15 protein-coding genes and 1 tRNA gene are annotated in these 16,443 nt (G+C 67.4%); 13 read left to right on the top strand and 3 right to left on the bottom strand.

Annotation, left to right across the window (positions count from 1 at the left end):
• The first annotated feature begins 48 nt into the window (after positions 1-48).
• Positions 49-1,089: a M24 family metallopeptidase gene (locus tag AC3ANJ_RS03850; RefSeq protein ID WP_488318311.1), complete on the top strand. Its 1,041-nt coding sequence runs from the start codon at positions 49-51 to the stop codon at positions 1,087-1,089.
• A 9-nt stretch (positions 1,090-1,098) separates the two neighbouring features.
• On the opposite strand, the gene AC3ANJ_RS03855 is transcribed toward AC3ANJ_RS03850, so the two are convergent.
• On the bottom strand, positions 1,099-3,000 hold the full coding sequence (locus AC3ANJ_RS03855) for a DUF6807 family protein (protein WP_488318312.1): 1,902 nt from the start codon (positions 2,998-3,000) through the stop codon (positions 1,099-1,101).
• On the bottom strand, positions 2,997-4,319 hold the full coding sequence (locus AC3ANJ_RS03860) for a BNR-4 repeat-containing protein (protein ID WP_488318313.1): 1,323 nt from the start codon (positions 4,317-4,319) through the stop codon (positions 2,997-2,999). Before AC3ANJ_RS03860 ends, AC3ANJ_RS03855 begins: the two co-directional genes overlap by 4 nt.
• 166 nt (positions 4,320-4,485) lie before the next feature.
• On the opposite strand from AC3ANJ_RS03860, the gene AC3ANJ_RS03865 reads away from it, so the two are divergent.
• The 6 genes from AC3ANJ_RS03865 (at position 4,486) to AC3ANJ_RS03890 (ending at position 9,471) form a co-directional block, all read left to right on the top strand.
• A tRNA-Ser gene (locus AC3ANJ_RS03865) sits at positions 4,486-4,577 on the top strand.
• A 180-nt stretch (positions 4,578-4,757) separates the two neighbouring features.
• The gene (locus tag AC3ANJ_RS03870; protein WP_488318314.1) at positions 4,758-5,657 is read left to right on the top strand and encodes an ABC transporter substrate-binding protein; all 900 of its coding nucleotides are present in this window, start codon (positions 4,758-4,760) and stop codon (positions 5,655-5,657) included.
• Positions 5,654-6,700 carry a FecCD family ABC transporter permease gene (locus AC3ANJ_RS03875; RefSeq protein WP_488318315.1) on the top strand — a complete coding sequence of 349 codons (1,047 nt, stop codon included), beginning with the start codon at positions 5,654-5,656 and terminating at the stop codon, positions 6,698-6,700. The genes AC3ANJ_RS03870 and AC3ANJ_RS03875 overlap by 4 nt, the downstream gene beginning before the upstream one ends.
• Positions 6,697-7,761 carry a FecCD family ABC transporter permease gene (locus tag AC3ANJ_RS03880; RefSeq protein WP_488318316.1) on the top strand — a complete coding sequence of 355 codons (1,065 nt, stop codon included), beginning with the start codon at positions 6,697-6,699 and terminating at the stop codon, positions 7,759-7,761. Before AC3ANJ_RS03875 ends, AC3ANJ_RS03880 begins: the two co-directional genes overlap by 4 nt.
• Complete coding sequence (locus AC3ANJ_RS03885; RefSeq protein ID WP_488318317.1) at positions 7,754-8,611, top strand: ABC transporter ATP-binding protein; 858 nt, start codon at positions 7,754-7,756, stop codon at positions 8,609-8,611. Before AC3ANJ_RS03880 ends, AC3ANJ_RS03885 begins: the two co-directional genes overlap by 8 nt.
• Entirely contained in the window at positions 8,608-9,471 is an 864-nt protein-coding gene (locus AC3ANJ_RS03890) for a siderophore-interacting protein (protein WP_488318318.1), read from the top strand. The genes AC3ANJ_RS03885 and AC3ANJ_RS03890 overlap by 4 nt, the downstream gene beginning before the upstream one ends.
• A gap of 4 nt (positions 9,472-9,475) precedes the next feature.
• Here the strand turns inward: AC3ANJ_RS03890 and AC3ANJ_RS03895 are convergent, their stop codons facing one another.
• The gene (locus AC3ANJ_RS03895) at positions 9,476-9,877 is read right to left on the bottom strand and encodes a nuclear transport factor 2 family protein (protein WP_488318319.1); all 402 of its coding nucleotides are present in this window, start codon (positions 9,875-9,877) and stop codon (positions 9,476-9,478) included.
• A gap of 101 nt (positions 9,878-9,978) precedes the next feature.
• Here AC3ANJ_RS03895 and AC3ANJ_RS03900 point away from each other — a divergent pair, with 101 nt between their 5' ends.
• From AC3ANJ_RS03900 to AC3ANJ_RS03925, 6 genes are all read left to right on the top strand, one after another.
• Positions 9,979-10,371 (top strand): winged helix-turn-helix transcriptional regulator, encoded by a 393-nt coding sequence (locus AC3ANJ_RS03900; protein ID WP_488318320.1) that lies wholly within the window; start codon positions 9,979-9,981, stop codon positions 10,369-10,371.
• 67 nt (positions 10,372-10,438) lie between these two features.
• Positions 10,439-11,479 carry a LacI family DNA-binding transcriptional regulator gene (locus AC3ANJ_RS03905; protein ID WP_488318321.1) on the top strand — a complete coding sequence of 347 codons (1,041 nt, stop codon included), beginning with the start codon at positions 10,439-10,441 and terminating at the stop codon, positions 11,477-11,479.
• A gap of 116 nt (positions 11,480-11,595) precedes the next feature.
• Positions 11,596-12,438, top strand: a complete 843-nt coding sequence (locus tag AC3ANJ_RS03910; protein ID WP_488318322.1) for an ABC transporter permease — start codon at positions 11,596-11,598, stop codon at positions 12,436-12,438.
• 7 nt (positions 12,439-12,445) lie between these two features.
• Positions 12,446-13,423, top strand: coding sequence for a carbohydrate ABC transporter permease (locus AC3ANJ_RS03915; protein WP_488318323.1), 978 nt, complete (start codon positions 12,446-12,448; stop codon positions 13,421-13,423).
• A 44-nt stretch (positions 13,424-13,467) separates the two neighbouring features.
• Positions 13,468-15,087, top strand: a complete 1,620-nt coding sequence (locus AC3ANJ_RS03920) for an ABC transporter substrate-binding protein (RefSeq protein ID WP_488318324.1) — start codon at positions 13,468-13,470, stop codon at positions 15,085-15,087.
• Positions 15,084-16,442, top strand: a complete 1,359-nt coding sequence (locus AC3ANJ_RS03925; RefSeq protein ID WP_488318325.1) for a glycoside hydrolase family 32 protein — start codon at positions 15,084-15,086, stop codon at positions 16,440-16,442. Before AC3ANJ_RS03920 ends, AC3ANJ_RS03925 begins: the two co-directional genes overlap by 4 nt.
• The last annotated feature ends 1 nt before the right edge of the window (position 16,443 follow it).

The raw sequence follows: 16,443 nt of genomic DNA on the forward strand, positions 1-16,443 counted from the left end.
CCACTATCGTGTGAGAAAACGTTTCCGGACGAAGGGGGACCGATCGCGATGGTGGGATCGACACGTGACCGCGAGGTCAAGCAGGATCAGCTGGCGCGGGTGCGCACGGCGGCCGGGGGGCCGCTGGTGCTGACCTCTCACGAGGCGGTGTCCTGGTATCTCGATGGCATTCGGACGCATGTCTCCCTGGCCGGTCCTCCGGTCCTGGCCGTCCGGGTCGAGGATGCCGGTGACATCCTGTTCGTCGCCGCCAATGAGGCCGATCGCCTGATCGTGGAGGAACTGCTGCCCGCCGATGCGGAACGCATCGTCCGCGTGCCGTGGCAGACGCCGCCGGCGGAAGCCGCGCTGGCTGCAGGGCCCGGAATCCCCGAGTCGGTCGTCGCCGCCGAGCTGCGCGCGGCGCGCGCGTCGCTGCTGCCGGGGGAGCGCGACCGCTACCGGGCTCTCGGGCGCGACTCCGCCGAGGTGCTCACCGACGTCCTGTCCACGGTCGCGCTCGGACACACGGAGCAGTCGGTCGCGGCATCCGTTGCGGCCGGACTCGTCGCCCGCGGTATCGATCCACTGGTGATCCTCGTCGCCGGCGCCTCGCGGCTGGCGTTCCGGCACCCGCTGCCGACGGCGGCCGCGTTGGGCGAGCGGGCCATGGTCGTCGCGTGCGGACGCCGGCACGGCCTGATCGCCAACATCACCCGCTGGGTCGGTGCGGATGCCGCGGATGAGCGGATCCTCGCCGTCGAACGCGCCTTCCTCGATGCGTCGGTTCCCGATCGTCCGCTCGACGAGGTGTTCGCCGAGGGGAGCGCCGCGTACGCCGCGAACGGGTACGCCGCGGACGAGTGGCAGCGTCACCACCAGGGTGGCCCGACCGGCTACGCCGGACGCGACCCGCGGGCGACTTCGGCGACGACGGATGCGCTCGCCGAATGGCAGGCCTTCGCGTGGAACCCGACGGCGCCGGGGGTCAAGGTCGAGGACACGCTGCTGCGCACGCCCGAGGGCTGGGAGGTGCTCACGGTCGACGAGCGCTGGCCGACGATCGTCGTCGACGGTCTGGACCGGCCGGTCGCCCTGCCCTACGCCTAGCCGGCCGGGTCACCCCAGAAGCGCCGCCACCTCGGCATCTGTCAGCCGCCCGTCGGCGACGACGCCGCGGAAGGACAGGGCGACGGATTCCCCGGCATCCAGGACGACGGGCTGGTCCCAGGCCAGAGCCGAGCCGATACCCGGGTAGTCGGTCACGCGCACGAACCACGGCCGCTGTTCCTCCGAGGCGAGCGCCACGGTCGCCTCGCCGTCGGGGAAGCGCGCGCTGAAGGCGATCCAGTCCGACACGCTGCCGTGCACGGCATCCTCTCCCGAGACATCCGCGGTGCGCACGTCGACATCGGATGCCGCGGGGAAGCGCCATGCGAACCCGCCGTACCCGCCTCCGACGCGGCCGTGCGATCCGGGACTGCCCAGTTCGATCGGGCCGGATGCTGCTTCGAGAGACGTCGTGGTCTGGAACGTCCAGGCGCGAGAGTCGGACGCCTCCCGGAACCGCCACGTCGTCGCCTCGTGCAGCAGCACGGTGCCGTCCGGGGCGAGCCAGTCCGCCGTCGAGGTGAAGCCGGACCTGGTGCGGTCGAACGAGGTCGTGGTGATGCGGCCGTGGTCGTTCAGCCAGCGGTAGCCGCCGTCGCGCGTGTAGGTCGGTCCGCCCCAGAAGTTGACGCCGCTCGCATGCTGGATCGCGACCGAGACGCCGAGATGCCAGTCGTGGTCGGCCGGGTGCGCGTCGGTCACGACGACGCCGCCCGGCGTACGGACCGGATGCAGGAACGGGCGGGGGCCGGATGTCGGGGTGACCGAAGCTCCGTCGTCTCGGACGGCGATGACGGCGTCGCCGAGGGCGATTTCATCCGTGGCGCCGTCAGTGAACTCGGGGGCGAACGGCGCGCGCACCTCGCTGAAGAGGGCGCCGGCGCGAGCGGTGCGCTTCACCCAGTCCGCGATGTCGTCGACGACGATCATGGTGTCCAGGGTCGTGGTCGCGGCATCCGGAATCTTCAGGGGTGCCGGGGCGGTGCGGACGGCCTCGAGTACCTCCATGTACGCCCCGGAGTCGACGAGCGCCGACAGCTGGGGGGTGCCGTGCTCGAGGTGGTCGAGGAACTGCTCGAACAGCTCGATGCGCCCCGGTTGGGACACGCGGCCGTCCGGGTAGGTGATGACGTCGTCCGTGTACGAGAACAGGACGTCCGCGGATGCCGCGCGCACCTCGATGAGCGGCTGATCCTGCGCGGCGCCGGCGAGGGTGAGGGCGGCCGAGACCACCCGACCGTCGGTCAGCGTGATCCGCACGCTCGACGTGTCATCGGCCTCGATGTCGTTCGCGCGGTAGAGCTCGAGCTCGATGCGCGCGATGTGCTCGCGGCGGCGTGCGCCGGCGATGTGCAACGCGGTCGCGACGGCGTGCGAGAGAGCGTTGGTGAGGACGCCGTCGACGACGGGCTGCCCGTCGAGGGTGCGTTTGCCTGCCCAGGCCGAGCGGTTCCAGTAGGCGAACTCGCGGCTCCAGTTCGCCCAGGTGGCGACCGAGATCGCGCCGCCGAGCTCGGCGATCTCGGTGAGGGCGTGCGAGCCGAAGCTCTGGAATCCGACCTGGATGCTGAGCCCGGTGCGCTCCTGCAGTGCGAGCAGCTCGGTGAACTGCTCCATGGTCGCGACCGGCGGCTTCTCGAGGTAGACGTGGCTGCCGTGCTCGAGGGCCAGGGCCGCCAGGCCGAAGTGCGTGTTGGTCGGGGTGGCGACGATGACGATGTCCGGATGGATGCCGGTGGCGAGCGCGTCGTCCAGGCTCTGCCAGCTCGGGATGGCCGACCCGAAGCCGTCGGTCGGGCCGCCCTTGGGATCGACCAGGCCGACCAGCTCGACGCGGTCGCCGAGGCGCTCGAGGTTGCGGAGGTGGACGCTCCCGTAGCCGTGGGCGCCGACGAGGAGGACGGTGGTCATGCGGTTTCCTTCGCGGTGTCGGCGGTGATGCGCGGCTGGTCGAGCAGCACGATCTCACAACGGTAGTGCTGAGAGGCGGTCATCTCGCCGCGGAACCACAGCAGCGGGATGCGGTTCGCGTCGCCGGGGGCCACGATCGGGCGCAGATTGTCGTGCGGTGAGTTCTCGGTGATCGGGGTCCACGACCAGGTGATGCCGGCATCCGATGTCGTGCCGTGGAAGATCTCGTAGTGAGCCAGCCGATCGCGCGTGCGCGGGTCGACAGGCGTCGAGATGTACACGGAGTCGATGTCGAACGGGTCGATGGCCGCGAGACCGGTGTAGTCCTGCTCGTGGGGGAGGAGGCCGCCGCCGGCCTCGGCGAGCTCGACGAGCTGCCAGTTGTCGGCGCCGGGCGAGAGACGAGCGGCGTAGAAGCGGATGTCGCGGACGGGGTGATTGCGGTCCGGGTCGTCCTCGAGGTCGTCGTCGACGCGGGCGGTGAGAACGGCGGCGATCGTGCCGTCGGGTGCACGGCGGATGTCGGTCGTCCAGGCGTGCATGCGCACGCCCTCCGGGCCCTCCGAACCCGCCGACAGGATCGTCGTGAGCTCGACCTGGGACGGGGCGTCGTCGCTCGGAGCGGGGTGTGCGATGACGTTTCCGAAGCTGTCGTGCAGGGCGCCGGCGGCAAGATAGCCGTGGTAGATCGAGTTGTCGTAGTCGCGCGGGTGGTGGTCGGTCGTGACGAAGTCGATGCGGTCGCCGGTGGAGACGTAGCGCGTGTACCCGTTGACGTAGCCGACCTTGGGGCGGGTGAAGAGCTTGCCCGCGTAGGTGAAGGTGTCGCCTTCGTCATCGGAGACGAGCGCGCAGGGGTCGTCGTTGATCGCGCGGGCGAAGCAGTACAGGCGTCCGTCGAGTTCGTGCAGGTTCGAGTAGGTGACGCCCTTGCCGCCCGTCAACTCCGTCCAGTCGAACGTCTGCTCCGGACCCCAGCGGGTGGGGTCGTCCGGCTCGCTGACGCGCCAGCGGGTGAGGTTGTCGGTCTTGTGCTTCGCGTAGACGGCGAGCCAGCGTCCGTCGCGGCGGCGCCAGAGCGCTGGGACGTCGTGATCGTCGGTCTCGAGACGCTCGTGCAGGACCACGACCTGCGCGGTGCCGGTCTCGAGGTCGGCGACCGTGAGCTCGATGTTGCCGGCGCGGGCTTCTCCGCCTGGGCCCTCCGGAGCGGGAACGGAGCCGACGACGAGGAGCTGTCGGTCCGCGTCGATGAGGGCGCGTTCGTCCTGGAACCAGCACCAGGCTCCGTTGTCGTTGATGACGCGGGGTTCGGGCATGTCCTCTTCCGTTCCGATGCTTCGGTGCGATCGCCGTTCAGCATAGCGGAAAGCGCTTACCCTGGGCGGGATCGGCGTCGGTTCGTTACGGACTCCGCCTCGGTTCGTCGAGGATGCCGGGAGCGGTTATGATGGCATGACGCGTTCTCGCCATGGCGGAACGCATGGAGACGTCGCATAGTCAGGCCTAGTGCACCACCCTGCTAAGGTGGAGTCCTCGCAAGGGGACCGAGGGTTCAAATCCCTCCGTCTCCGCCAAAGGAATCGCGCTCCGGGACCAAGTCCCCGGGGCGCTTTTCGTTTGCGGCGGCGAGGGAAGCGGATCGGATAAGGTTAGGCTGTGCTTACTTTGGCGTGAAGGTATTCCGCCTTCTGCGCCCGACTCCTCCGAAAGGTCTCTTCGCGATGCGTACTCCCATGCCCGGGCGGGCTGCGTCTTTGGCTTCGCTCTCCCTCGCCGTGGTTCTGCTGGTCGGCTGTTCTTCGCCGTCCGGCGCCGATGACCCCACGTCATCGGAGACGCCTGGTACGCGCAGCGTGGAGCACGCGCGCGGAACGACGCAGGTGCCGGAGGAGCCGAAGCGTGTGATCGTGCTCGAACCGGTGGAACTCGACACCGCGGTCGCGCTCGGAGTGACACCGGTCGGGGCGGCAGTGGCCAGCAACGTCTCGGGCGTTCCCGAATACCTCGGTGTGGACGGCGTCGAACCCGTCGGAACGGTTCCGGAACCTGACCTGGAGGCGATCGCGGCTCTCGAGCCGGACCTGATCCTCGGTACCGAGTCGCGCCATTCTCAGTTGTACGCCCAGTTGGACGCGATCGCACCGACGGTGTTCATGCAGACGCAGGCCGATCCGTGGCAGGAGAACGTGCTGCTCATCGGCGAAGCGCTGGGGCAGAAGGACGGGGCGCAGACCCTGCTGGACGGTTTCAACGAGCGCTGCGAGGAGATCGCGGGCGAGTTCGACGTGGCGGGGACGACCGCGAATCTGATCCGTCCGCGTGACGAGACGACGCTCAGCGTTTACGGTCCGACGTCCTTCGCCGGCGGCGCGCTGGAGTGTGCCGGACTGACGATTCCTGACCGCGAGTGGGTGGACGGTCTGCAGGCGGACCTCTCCCCGGAGAACATCATGGACGCGCAGGCGGACTACGTCTTCGTCACGACGGCCGATGTCGACGACGAATCGACGATCCCGTCGGCGATCACGCAGAATGCTGCCGCCTTCCCCACGGTGACCCTCGTTGACACGAGCTACTGGGTGTCCGGTGTGGGGCCGAAGGGCGGCGACCTCGTGCTCGATGACATCGAGCAGTTCCTCAAAGCCCAGAAGTGACGAGCCTCCCATCCGCGCCTCCCCGTGAAGCCGCGCTCACCGGGAGGCGCGGCAGGACGGTGCTCGGGCTGGTCGTTCTGGCCATCCTCCTCGTGGTCGCGGTGACATTGTCGCTGACAGTCGGGTCGAACTTCCTTCCGGTGTCGACGGTTCTCGATGTGCTCCAGGGCGGTGGCACATCGGAAGCGCGCTACGTGGTCGCCGAGCTGAGGGTGCCCCGCACCGTCACCGGTCTCGTGGTCGGGGCGGCGCTCGGAGTCGCGGGAGCGATCATCCAGGCGTTCACCCGCAACCCCCTGGCAGACCCGGGCATCCTGGGCGTCAACGCGGGCGCCGCATTCGCGGTCTCAGTCGGTGTCGCCTTCTTCGGGATGCGCGACATCGCCTCGTTCGTGTGGCTCGCATTCCTCGGTTCCCTAGTCGTCACGGTGGCGGTGTATCTCATCGGGTCTTCCGGCAGGGGCGCGGCGGACCCGATCCGGCTCACGCTCGCGGGAGTGGCTCTCGGAGCGGTCTTCTCCGGGATGACGACGGGGATGACTCTCAGCAATCCGGACGCGTTCGAACAGATGCGTTCGTGGAACGCTGGTTCGCTCCTCGGCCGCGGGTTCGACGTCCTCCTGCCCGTGCTGCCCTTCATCGTGGTCGCGGTGGTCGGAGCGCTGCTGCTCGCCCCCGGACTGAATGCCCTCGCACTCGGTGAGGATGTCGCGAGGGCGCAGGGCGCTCACATCGCAGGCATCCGGGTCGGCGTGATCGTGACGGTGACCCTGCTCGCCGGGGCGGCGACGGCTCTGGCGGGACCCATCGGATTCATCGGGCTGATGGTCCCGCACGTCGCCCGGTGGGTGTTCGGGGTGGACCAGCGCACGATCCTCGTGATCTCCGTCCTGCTCGCACCGGTCATCGTGCTCTTCTCGGATGTGCTCGGACGGGTGCTGATCGCCCCCGCTGAGATCCCGGTCGGGATCGTCACCGCGTTCGTCGGCGCTCCGGTCCTGATCACCCTGGCACGCCGACGGAACGCGAGCACCCTGTCATGAGCCTGCTGAGTGACGCCCGGCCGATCGAGGTGGGCTATCGACGGAGAATCCTGCGCGCGGGGTCGTTCGCGGTTCCGGTGCGTATCCGGAGTCTGAGTGTCGGGACCATGCTGGCCGCGGCCGTCGCGCTCCTCGGCGTCGTGGCGCTCGGGCTCGGCACCTACCCCTTGTCTCCGGAGGAAGTGGTACGGGTGCTGCTCGGGGGCGGCGAGCCACTCGACCGCACCGTCGTGTTCCAGTGGCGCATGGCCAGAACCGTCGCGGCCATCGTCCTCGGTGGATTCCTCGCCGTCGCCGGGGCGCTGTTCCAGACTGCGACGCGCAATCCACTTGCGAGTCCGGATATCCTCGGTCTCTCCAACGGGGCTTTCACCGGAATGCTCCTGATGATCGTCTTCTTCTCCGCGTCGTGGCCGCTGATGACCGTGGGCGCTGTCGCAGGGGGGCTCATCACGGCCGCGCTCATCTGGGCCTTGGCGTACCGCGGCGGTGTGCAGGGTTTCCGCCTCATCGTGATCGGCATCGGCGTCGCAGCGATGCTCGCGTCGGCGAACACGTGGATGCTGCTCGAGGTCGAACTCGAGACGGCGATGTTCGCCTCCGCCTGGGGCACAGGAACCCTCAACGGCGTCACCGGGCCGCCGGTTGCCGGCGCCGTTCTCTGCGCGGCGCCCCTGCTCGTGCTGCTGGTCATCCTGTCGCCGCGGCTGCGGCAGCTCGACCTCGGTGACGACGTCGCGACGGCGACCGGCGAGCGGCCGGCCATCGTACGGGCGCTCGCCCTTCTCGTCGCCGTCGGTCTGGTCTCGATCGCGACGGCCGTCATCGGCCCTGTCGCCTTCATCGCTCTCGCCGCCCCGCAGATCGCACGGCGCATCGCCGGCACCCCATACCTCTCGTTGACGCTGTCGGCGCTCGTCGGGGCGCTGCTGTTGCTGATATCCGACCTCGTCGCCCAGCACGTGCTGCCCGTCGCTCTGCCGGTCGGCGTCGTCACGGTCTCCCTCGGAGGCCTCTATCTCGTCATCACCATCATCCAGGAGATCCGCCGCCGTGCCTGAACACCCGAATCCCTCGACGACGCTCCGCCCACCGCACGGGTCCGGCTCACGGCTCCGTGCAGAGAATCTCACCCTCGGCTACGACGGCCGATCGATCATCGCCGCGCTCAGCACCGCCATACCGGACGGGTCGTTCACCGTGATCATCGGGCCCAACGCATGCGGTAAGTCCACCTTGCTCCGTGGCCTCTCCCGGCTCCTCGCACCCGACACCGGACAGGTGGTTCTGGACGGCAAGGCGATCACGAGCATGCCATCGAAGGACGTCGCCAGGAAGCTGGGGCTCCTGCCGCAGTCCGCGATCGCTCCGGACGGAATCACTGTCGCCGACCTCGTGGGGCGGGGCAGATACCCTCATCAGGGATTCCTGCGGCAATGGTCCGAGAAGGACGACATTGCCGTCCAGGGCGCGTTGGACGCCACAGGCACCGCCGCTCTCGCACCGCGCAGAGTCGACGAATTGTCGGGGGGACAGCGCCAGCGGGTCTGGGTCGCGATGGTCCTCGCCCAGCAGACCGACCTGCTGCTGCTGGACGAACCGACGACCTTCCTGGACATCGCCCACCAGGTCGAGCTCATGGAGCTGTTCGCCCACCTGAATCGCGAGGGCCGCACGATCGTCGCCGTCCTCCACGACCTCAACCATGCCGCCCGATATGCCGATCACATCATCGCGATGCGCGGGGGACGCATCATCGCCGAAGGTGCCCCGTCCGAGGTCGTCACCAGCTCCAGGGTCGAAGAGATCTATGACCTGCCCAATATCGTGATCGAGGATCCCATCACCGGCGGTCCTCTCGTCGTGCCACGCGGGGCACCTGTCACCACGTCGGGCCGGGGAACGCGATGACTGCTGGGGCACTCCCTGCATCCCGCAGCTGGGAGTACAGCGCGTTTCCGGTACGGGTCGCCCGCAAGCGACAGCTCACCCCGGGATTCATCCGGATCACCCTCACGGGACAGGCTTTGAGGGAGTTCGCGCCCTGGGGACTGGATCAGCGCATCAAGCTCGTCCTGCCCATGCCGGACGGAACCGCGCCCGATTTCGGACTTCTCACGGAACCCACACCGCACCCGAGGGACTGGTACGCACGCTGGAAGGAACTCCCCGAGGAGGGACGCAACGTGCTGCGCACGTACACTCCGTCGGGTATCCGGCCGGAAGATGATGAGATCGACGTCGACCTCTTCATCCACCAGCCGGCTGGTCCCGCTTCCGCCTGGGCGAGCACCTGCCAGCCCGGCGACGAGCTGATCATCACCGGCCCCGACATGCGCGTCGGGTACACCGGCTACGGCATTCACTACGCACCGCCTGCTCCGCCCGCGCGCGTACTCCTCATCGGGGATGAATCCGCTCTCCCCGCGATCCGCAACATCGTCGCTGCACTGCCGCCTGAGGTCGCGGCGGATGTGCTCCTCGAGCTCGCAGACGCGGGGGACGGCGCGCTACCGCTTCCCGGCGGTCGGATGAACCTGGAGGTCGTCGATCGAGCCGACCGTGCCGGCGAGCGGCTCGAGAGCGCCGTGCGCCGCTGGACCACCGACCACGCCGAGCTCCGCGGAGATCCATGCCTCTACGCGTGGGTCGCCGGGGAATCGACGGCGACGACGCGCATTCGCCGTCATTTGACGGCTGACTTCGCGCTCGTCAAGGAACAGGTCGCCTTCCTCGGCTACTGGAAGCTCGGCGGACCCCTCGTCGGCTGAGGAGTTACGGCCGGCCCCAGAACGCGTCCTCCGCTGCCGCGTCCTCCGAGAAGAGATGCACTTCGATGATCTTCCCGTCCCGCACGGTGAGCAGATCCACACCGGCCATGTCCATCGACGCGCCGACGCGCGTGCCCGTGAATCGCACGGGCACTGCTGCGAACTCCCCGTTGACCATCGTGGCTCCGGTCACTGTCAGGCCGAAGCTTCCTTCGCTGGCCTCCATCATTCCGCCGAGCAACGCGCCGACGCCCTCGACCCCGACGTGATCGCCGGAGAAGCGGTTCGCTCCGGGCTGGTGCCATACGACCTGCGGATCGAACAGTGCCAGTGCGCCAGGCACATCGCCCTTGCTCAGGGATTCGAAATAGGAAGCGGCCACGGCCGCCGGTGTCTGCTCGCTCATCACTGCACTCCTCGGATCGGTGAACGTGTCGCCTTATGGTTACATTGGGTTACCTGTTACCTCAACGTAACCATGCGAACGACTTCGAAAGGCGGCGGCGAATGCAGCGGACCTGGGATGTGATGGTGTCCACATGTCCTTCGCGGACGTCGCTGGCGCGCATCGCGAACAAGTGGACCGCCATGATCGTGATCGCGCTCAGCGGCGAGCCGATGCGATTCGGCGAACTCCGCCAAGCCGTGGACGGCATCAGCGGCAAGGTCCTGGCCGACACTCTTCGTGACCTCGAGCGCGACGGGATCCTCACCCGCACGGCCTACGACCAAATGCCGCCGCGCGTGGATTACGAACTCACCGCCCTCGGACGGACACTGCAGGAGCCGTTGACGGCGCTGGCTCGCTGGGCGGAGGCGCACATCGAAGAAGTCGAGACGGCACGCGCCGAATACGACGAGGTCAAGGACGGCGCGGTGCGAGCTCTCCCATCGGCTTGACTCCGACCTCTTCCCGGGAGTACTCTCAACGAGTCATACGATTAACTAGTCCACAAGGAGGTGTGACATGGGCCGCAAGCCGCGCAACACGGCGACGATGAAGCAGGTCGCCGAGCGTGCGGGCGTGTCCCAGGCCACGGTCTCCCTCGTGCTCAACAATGTCGGCGGCAGTCGCGTCAATGAGTCCACGCGCCAGCGCGTGATGGACACGGTCGAGGAACTCGGCTACCGGACGAACGCCTTTGCCAAGTCGTTGCGCAGCGGCGAGTCCGGAATGATCGGGTTCATCTCCGACGAGGTTGCCAGCTCGCCGTTCGCGGGCGAGCTCCTGAAGGGCGCGCAGCAGCTCGCGTGGGAGACCGGCAACGTCATCCTCAGCGTCGACACGTTCAACGAGCCCGACCTCGAAGCCGCAGCCATCGACATGATGCTGTCGTATCGGGTCAAGGGCGTCGTATACGCCTCGATGTATCACCGCGTGCTCGATCTTCCCGCCGGCCTCGAGGCGGTGCCGACGGTCGTCGTCAACGCGCAGGAGCGTTCGAAGCGCGTCGCCAGCGTGTTCCCGGATGAAGAGGCCGGCGGCTATGCGGCCACCCGTCAGCTCATCGAGGCGGGGCACACCCGGATCGCGATGATCAACATCCAGCCGGAGGGCAGCGACCTCCCCGCCGGCATCGGCAGGCTCGCCGGGTACCGTCGCGCGCTCTCGGAGGCCGGCATCGTCGACCACCCGGAGCTCGTCCGGTACGGCGGAGGCATCGTCGAGGACGGCCTCGCGCTGACGCTCGACCTGTTCGATCTCGATGAGCCGCCGACGGCGATCTTCTGCGGAAACGACCGCACGGCGTGGGGCGCGTATCGTGCGCTCGAGTCGCGCGGGCTGCGTGTTCCGGAGGACTGCTCCATCGTCGGTTTCGACAACCACGCGATGCTCGCCCCCATTCTCGACCCGGGGCTCTCCACCATCGAGCTCCCTTACGAGCAGATGGCGCGCGCGGGAATCGAACTGCTGCTGTCCGGCAGTGCTCAGGAGCCCACATCCAATCCGATCGAGTGCGTACCGATCCTGCGGGGATCGGTCGCCGATGCGAAGGTGCATGCATGACCACTCACGCCCCCGCCGAGTCCACCCCGACAGTGCCAGCGCAGAAGAGTCGCGTGCGGTCTCACTTGCGACGCGCTCTTCGGTCTTGGCAGTTATACGTATTACTAGCGCCGGCGGTGATCTACGTCATCGTCTTCAAGTACTGGCCCATGTACGGCGCGCAGATCGCCTTCCGCGACTACAACCCGGCTCTCGGTTTCGCCGGCAGCCCGTGGGTCGGGCTGGAGCACTTCATCCGATTCGTCAACTCGTTCCAGTTCTGGCGCCTGATCGAGAACACCCTGACGGTCAACGCGCTCGGTCTGCTGATCGCGTTCCCGGTGCCGATCATCCTCGCGCTGGTCGTCAACCAGCTCTCCAGCCCGCGCTTCAAGAAGTTCACCCAGACCGTCCTCTACGCACCCTCGTTCATCTCGGTGGTCGTGGTCGTCGGCATGATCTTCCTGCTGTTCTCACCGCGCTCCGGCATCATCAACAACGCCATCGTCGCGTTCGGCGGCGAACCGGTGTTCTTCATGGGGTCGCCCGACTGGTTCCGGCCGCTGTACATCGGATCCGATATCTGGCAGAACGCCGGATTCTCGATGATCGTGTACCTCGCAGCGCTGACGGCCATCGACCCCGCCCTGCATGAAGCGGCGCGCGTCGACGGCGCGAGCAAGTGGCAGCGCATCCGTCACATCGACATCCCGGGGATCATGCCGGTCATCACCATCCTGTTCATCCTGGCGATCGGCAACCTCTTCAACCTCGGCTTCGAGAAGGTGCTGCTCATGCAGACCGATCTGAACCTGCCGACGTCCGAAGTCATCCAGACGTACGTCTACAACATCGGCCTTCAGCAGGCGCAGTTCAGCTACTCCGCCGCCATCGGCCTGTTCAACTCCCTGATCAATCTCGTCCTGCTGCTGACCTTCAACTGGGTCGCGAAGCGCGCCGGACAATCGACCCTTTGGTGATGACGCCATGACCGACACGCTCGCCGCACCGCCGGCATCCGCCCGCCCGTCCCTCCCGACCGGCACCGACGCACCACGCCGACCGGCCGCGCGCGGACGACTGCGCGACCGCGCTTCCGATCCGGTGTTCAACTTCTTCGCCATCGGGATGCTGATCGTCGCGATCATCGCGATCCTCTACCCGATGTACTTCATCGTGATCGCCTCGGTCAGTGAGCCGTCCGAGATCCTCAACGGCAACGTCTGGCTGTGGCCGCAGGGCTTCACGCTCGAGGGATATGCGCGCATCTTCTCCGACGCGACCATCATCCGCGGTTTCGCCAACTCCGTGCTCTACACGGTCGTCGGCACAGCGATCAGCGTGACGGTGATCCTGTGCGCCGCCTACGCGCTGTCGCGCAAGGATCTGTACGGTCGCACGTTCTTCATGCTGCTGTTCATCATCACGATGTTCATCGACGGCGGGCTCATCGCCCGGTACCTCGTGGTCCGCGACCTCGGCATGCTCGACACCATCTGGGCCATCGTGCTCTCCGGTGCCGTCGGCGTCTGGAACCTCATCATCGCCCGAGCGTTCTTCGAGAACAACGTGCCGGCCGAACTGCGCGAAGCCGCCCAGCTGGACGGCGCGAACGACTTCCGGTTCTTCTTCCGGATCGTGCTGCCGCTGTCGAAACCGCTGATCTTCCTGATGATCATGATCCACCTCGTGGCCAACTGGAACGCGTTCTTCGACGCGCTGATCTTCCTGGGCGACGAGAGCAAGTACCCGCTGCAGCTCGTGCTGCGCAACGTGCTCATCCAGTCCGAAGTCTCCTCCGCCGGAGGCACCGGTGCGCTGGACTCCTACGCCGCCGCCCAGCGCCTGGGCGAGCTGATCAAGTACGGAATGATCGTCGTCTCCACGATCCCGCTGCTGACCGTCCTGCCCTTCATGCAGAAGCACTTCACCAAGGGCGCGCTCCTCGGCGCCGTGAAGAGCTGACCCGTTCCGACCACACCCACCATCACCCCGACAGAAGGCACATCATGAGACACCGCCGTTTCCTCATCGCTTCGACCGCCGCCGTCACGGGCGCACTGCTGCTCGCCGGATGCACCGGCGGCGGCGACACCGCCGCCGAGATCGAGGACCAGTCCGACGAATACGGGTTCAACCAGGAGGGACTGCCCATCGTGGACGAGACCCTCTCGCTGACCTTCGGCGGCTCCAAGGCCCCGCTCGCGCCGGACTACTCCGAGATGGAACTCGTCCAGCAGTGGGAAGCCGACACCAACATCGCCATCGCGTGGGAGAACCTCCCCGATCAGGTCTACGCCGAGAAGAAGAACCTCATGCTCGCCAGCGGCGACTTGCCGGATGTGCTCTTCAACACGGGGCTGTCGGATGCCGAGATCGTCGAGAACGGCAGCAACGGCACGCTGCTGCCGCTCGAGGATCTCATCGACGACTATGCGCCGACGCTCTCCGCGATCCTCGACGAGCGGCCCGATATCCGAGCGGCCATCACCGCCTCGGACGGACACATCTACACGCTCCCGTCCGTGGAAGAGCTCGGCCTCGTCGCGTATCCGAACTTCCTCTTCATCAACACCACCTGGCTCGACGCGGTCGGTCTGCCCATGCCGACGACCATCGACGAGTATCACGACGCGCTCGTGGCCTTCGCCACGCAGGACCCGAACGGCAACGGTGCCGCCGACGAGATCCCCCTGAGCTTCCGGACCGACTCGTTCGCAGCGAACCCGCACGACCTCGTCGCAGCGCTGGGCGGTCAGCCCGAGAACAACGACCACCGCATCGTCCGCGACGGCGAGGTGCAGTTCACCGCCGACACCGAAGAGTACAAGGCCGGGGTCGCGGGCCTCGCTGACTGGTACGCCGAAGGTCTCATCGACCCCGAATCCTTCTCTCAGGACGACGTGGCGTATCTCTCCAAGGGCAAGGCGTCGACCGAGATCCTCGGCTCGTTCTTCTGGTGGGAGCTCAAGGAGATGGTCGGAGACGATCGCATCGACGACTACGCCCTGGTCGGCATCCTCGAGGGTGAGAACGGCGAGAAGCTCGCCAGCGTCTCGAACAACCAGGAGATCGGCCGAGGCGCTATGGCGATCACCCGGGAGAACAAGTACCCGGCGGCGACCATGCGCTGGGCCGACCGGCTGTTCGACCCGGTGATGTCCGCGCAGTCGAACTGGGGGCCGATCGGAGTCACCCTGGAGGAGAATGCCGACGGCATCCTCGTCCAGATCCCCGCCGCAGCGGGAGAGTCGGAAGGCGAGCGCCGCCAGCGGGTTGCTCCTGGCGGGCCCAAGGTCACGACCGCCGAGGACTTCGTGACCGTCGTCGCACCGGAGCCGCGTGCCAAGGAGCGGCAGGATCTCGTCGCCGAGTTCTACGAGCCGTACCAGGCCAACGAGGGCTACCCGCCCGTGCTGCTCTCCAACGAAGAGCTCGAGCAGGTGTCGTTCGCAACCGCCGACATCAACACCCTCGTGAAGGAGAAGTTCGCCTCCTGGATCGTCGACGGCGCCGTCGAGGACGAGTGGGACGCCTACGTCTCCCAGCTGAAATCCCTCGGCGTCGACGACGTCATCGCCACCTACCAGCAGGCATACGACCGCTTCCAGGAGGGCGGCGAACAGTGATCAACACCCCCACCACGAACATCTCCGCATTGCGCCCGGCCGTCCACTTCACCGCGAGGGACTCCTGGCTCAACGACCCGAACGGACTGCTGTTCCACGACGGCACCTATCACCTCTTCTTCCAGAACAACCCGCTGGGCAGCACCTGGGGCAACATCTCGTGGGGTCACGCGACCTCGACGGATCTCGTCTCCTGGCAGGAGCAGGACGTCGCCATCCCGTGGACCGATGACGAGATGGCGTTCTCGGGCAGCGCCGTGGTCGATGTGCGCAACACGGCAGGATTCGCCGGTCCGGGGGAGACCGCGATGGTCGCGATCTACACGGCGGCGAAGCACGGGTCCCAGGCGCAGGCGCTGGCGTACAGCGTCGACGGCGGATCGACCTGGACGCGCCATGCGGGCAATCCCGTCCTCGACATCGGCTCGAGCGAGTTCCGGGATCCGAAGGTGTTCTGGTACGGGGGAGACGACGGGCACTGGGTGATGGTGGCGGTCGAGGCGGTCGCACGCCGGGCCGTCATCTACACCTCGCCGGATCTGCTGCAGTGGACCTTCGCATCGCACTTCGGCCCCGCGCACGCCACGGGCGGGGTATGGGAGTGCCCCGATCTGTTTCCGCTCATGGTCGAGGGAAGCACCGAGACGCGCTGGGTGCTGATCATCAGCATGAATCCCGGCGGCATCGCGGGCGGTTCGGGCACCCAGTACTTCGTCGGCGATTTCGACGGCACGCTCTTCATTCCGGAGCGCGTCGTCGAATCCGACGACCTCGCCGACTTCGACTGGCTCGATTACGGCCGGGACTACTACGCCGCGGTCTCGTTCAACGATGCTCCGGACGGGCGCCGTCTGATGATCGGCTGGGCCAGCAACTGGGACTACGCCAACGAGACCCCGACCGCGCCGTGGCGATCCGCCATGTCGCTGGTGCGCGAGGTCCGGCTGGTGCGGGATGCGCAGAGTCGCCTGCGCATCGCGCAGCGACCCGTGCTGCCGCCCGACCGCGAGGGCCTTGCGGTCTTCGAGCTCACGGTGCCGGCCGCGGCGGGCGACCGGCACGCCGTGGTCCTGTCCGGGGCCGACGACGAGCGCCTCGTCATCACGGTCGACGGCGAAGAGCGCAGCATCACCTGCGATCGCACGGCGAGTGGCGAGACCGGGTTCCACGTGGGCTTCCCATCGGTCGACCGGGCCCCGCTTCCCGTCGATGCGACCGAGAACCTCGATCTCCTGATCGTGGTCGACGGCATCATCGTCGAGATCTACGCCGGCGACGGGTTGGTCACGATGACCGAACAGGTGTTCCCGACCGAGCAGTACAGCCGGATTCGCGTCGAATCCCTCGGAGGATGAG

This window comes from Microbacterium sp. STRO-1N (assembly GCF_057748015.1).

Coding starts and splice junctions, on each gene's coding strand:
- AC3ANJ_RS03860 (WP_488318313.1), bottom strand. CDS start 4,319: ATGCCCGAACCCCGCGTCATCAACGACAACGGAGCCTGGTGCTGGTTC.
- AC3ANJ_RS03900 (WP_488318320.1), top strand. CDS start 9,979: ATGCAGCGGACCTGGGATGTGATGGTGTCCACATGTCCTTCGCGGACG.
- AC3ANJ_RS03890 (WP_488318318.1), top strand. CDS start 8,608: ATGACTGCTGGGGCACTCCCTGCATCCCGCAGCTGGGAGTACAGCGCG.
- AC3ANJ_RS03915 (WP_488318323.1), top strand. CDS start 12,446: ATGACCGACACGCTCGCCGCACCGCCGGCATCCGCCCGCCCGTCCCTC.
- AC3ANJ_RS03895 (WP_488318319.1), bottom strand. CDS start 9,877: ATGAGCGAGCAGACACCGGCGGCCGTGGCCGCTTCCTATTTCGAATCC.
- AC3ANJ_RS03905 (WP_488318321.1), top strand. CDS start 10,439: ATGGGCCGCAAGCCGCGCAACACGGCGACGATGAAGCAGGTCGCCGAG.
- AC3ANJ_RS03920 (WP_488318324.1), top strand. CDS start 13,468: ATGAGACACCGCCGTTTCCTCATCGCTTCGACCGCCGCCGTCACGGGC.
- AC3ANJ_RS03850 (WP_488318311.1), top strand. CDS start 49: ATGGTGGGATCGACACGTGACCGCGAGGTCAAGCAGGATCAGCTGGCG.
- AC3ANJ_RS03855 (WP_488318312.1), bottom strand. CDS start 3,000: ATGACCACCGTCCTCCTCGTCGGCGCCCACGGCTACGGGAGCGTCCAC.
- AC3ANJ_RS03880 (WP_488318316.1), top strand. CDS start 6,697: ATGAGCCTGCTGAGTGACGCCCGGCCGATCGAGGTGGGCTATCGACGG.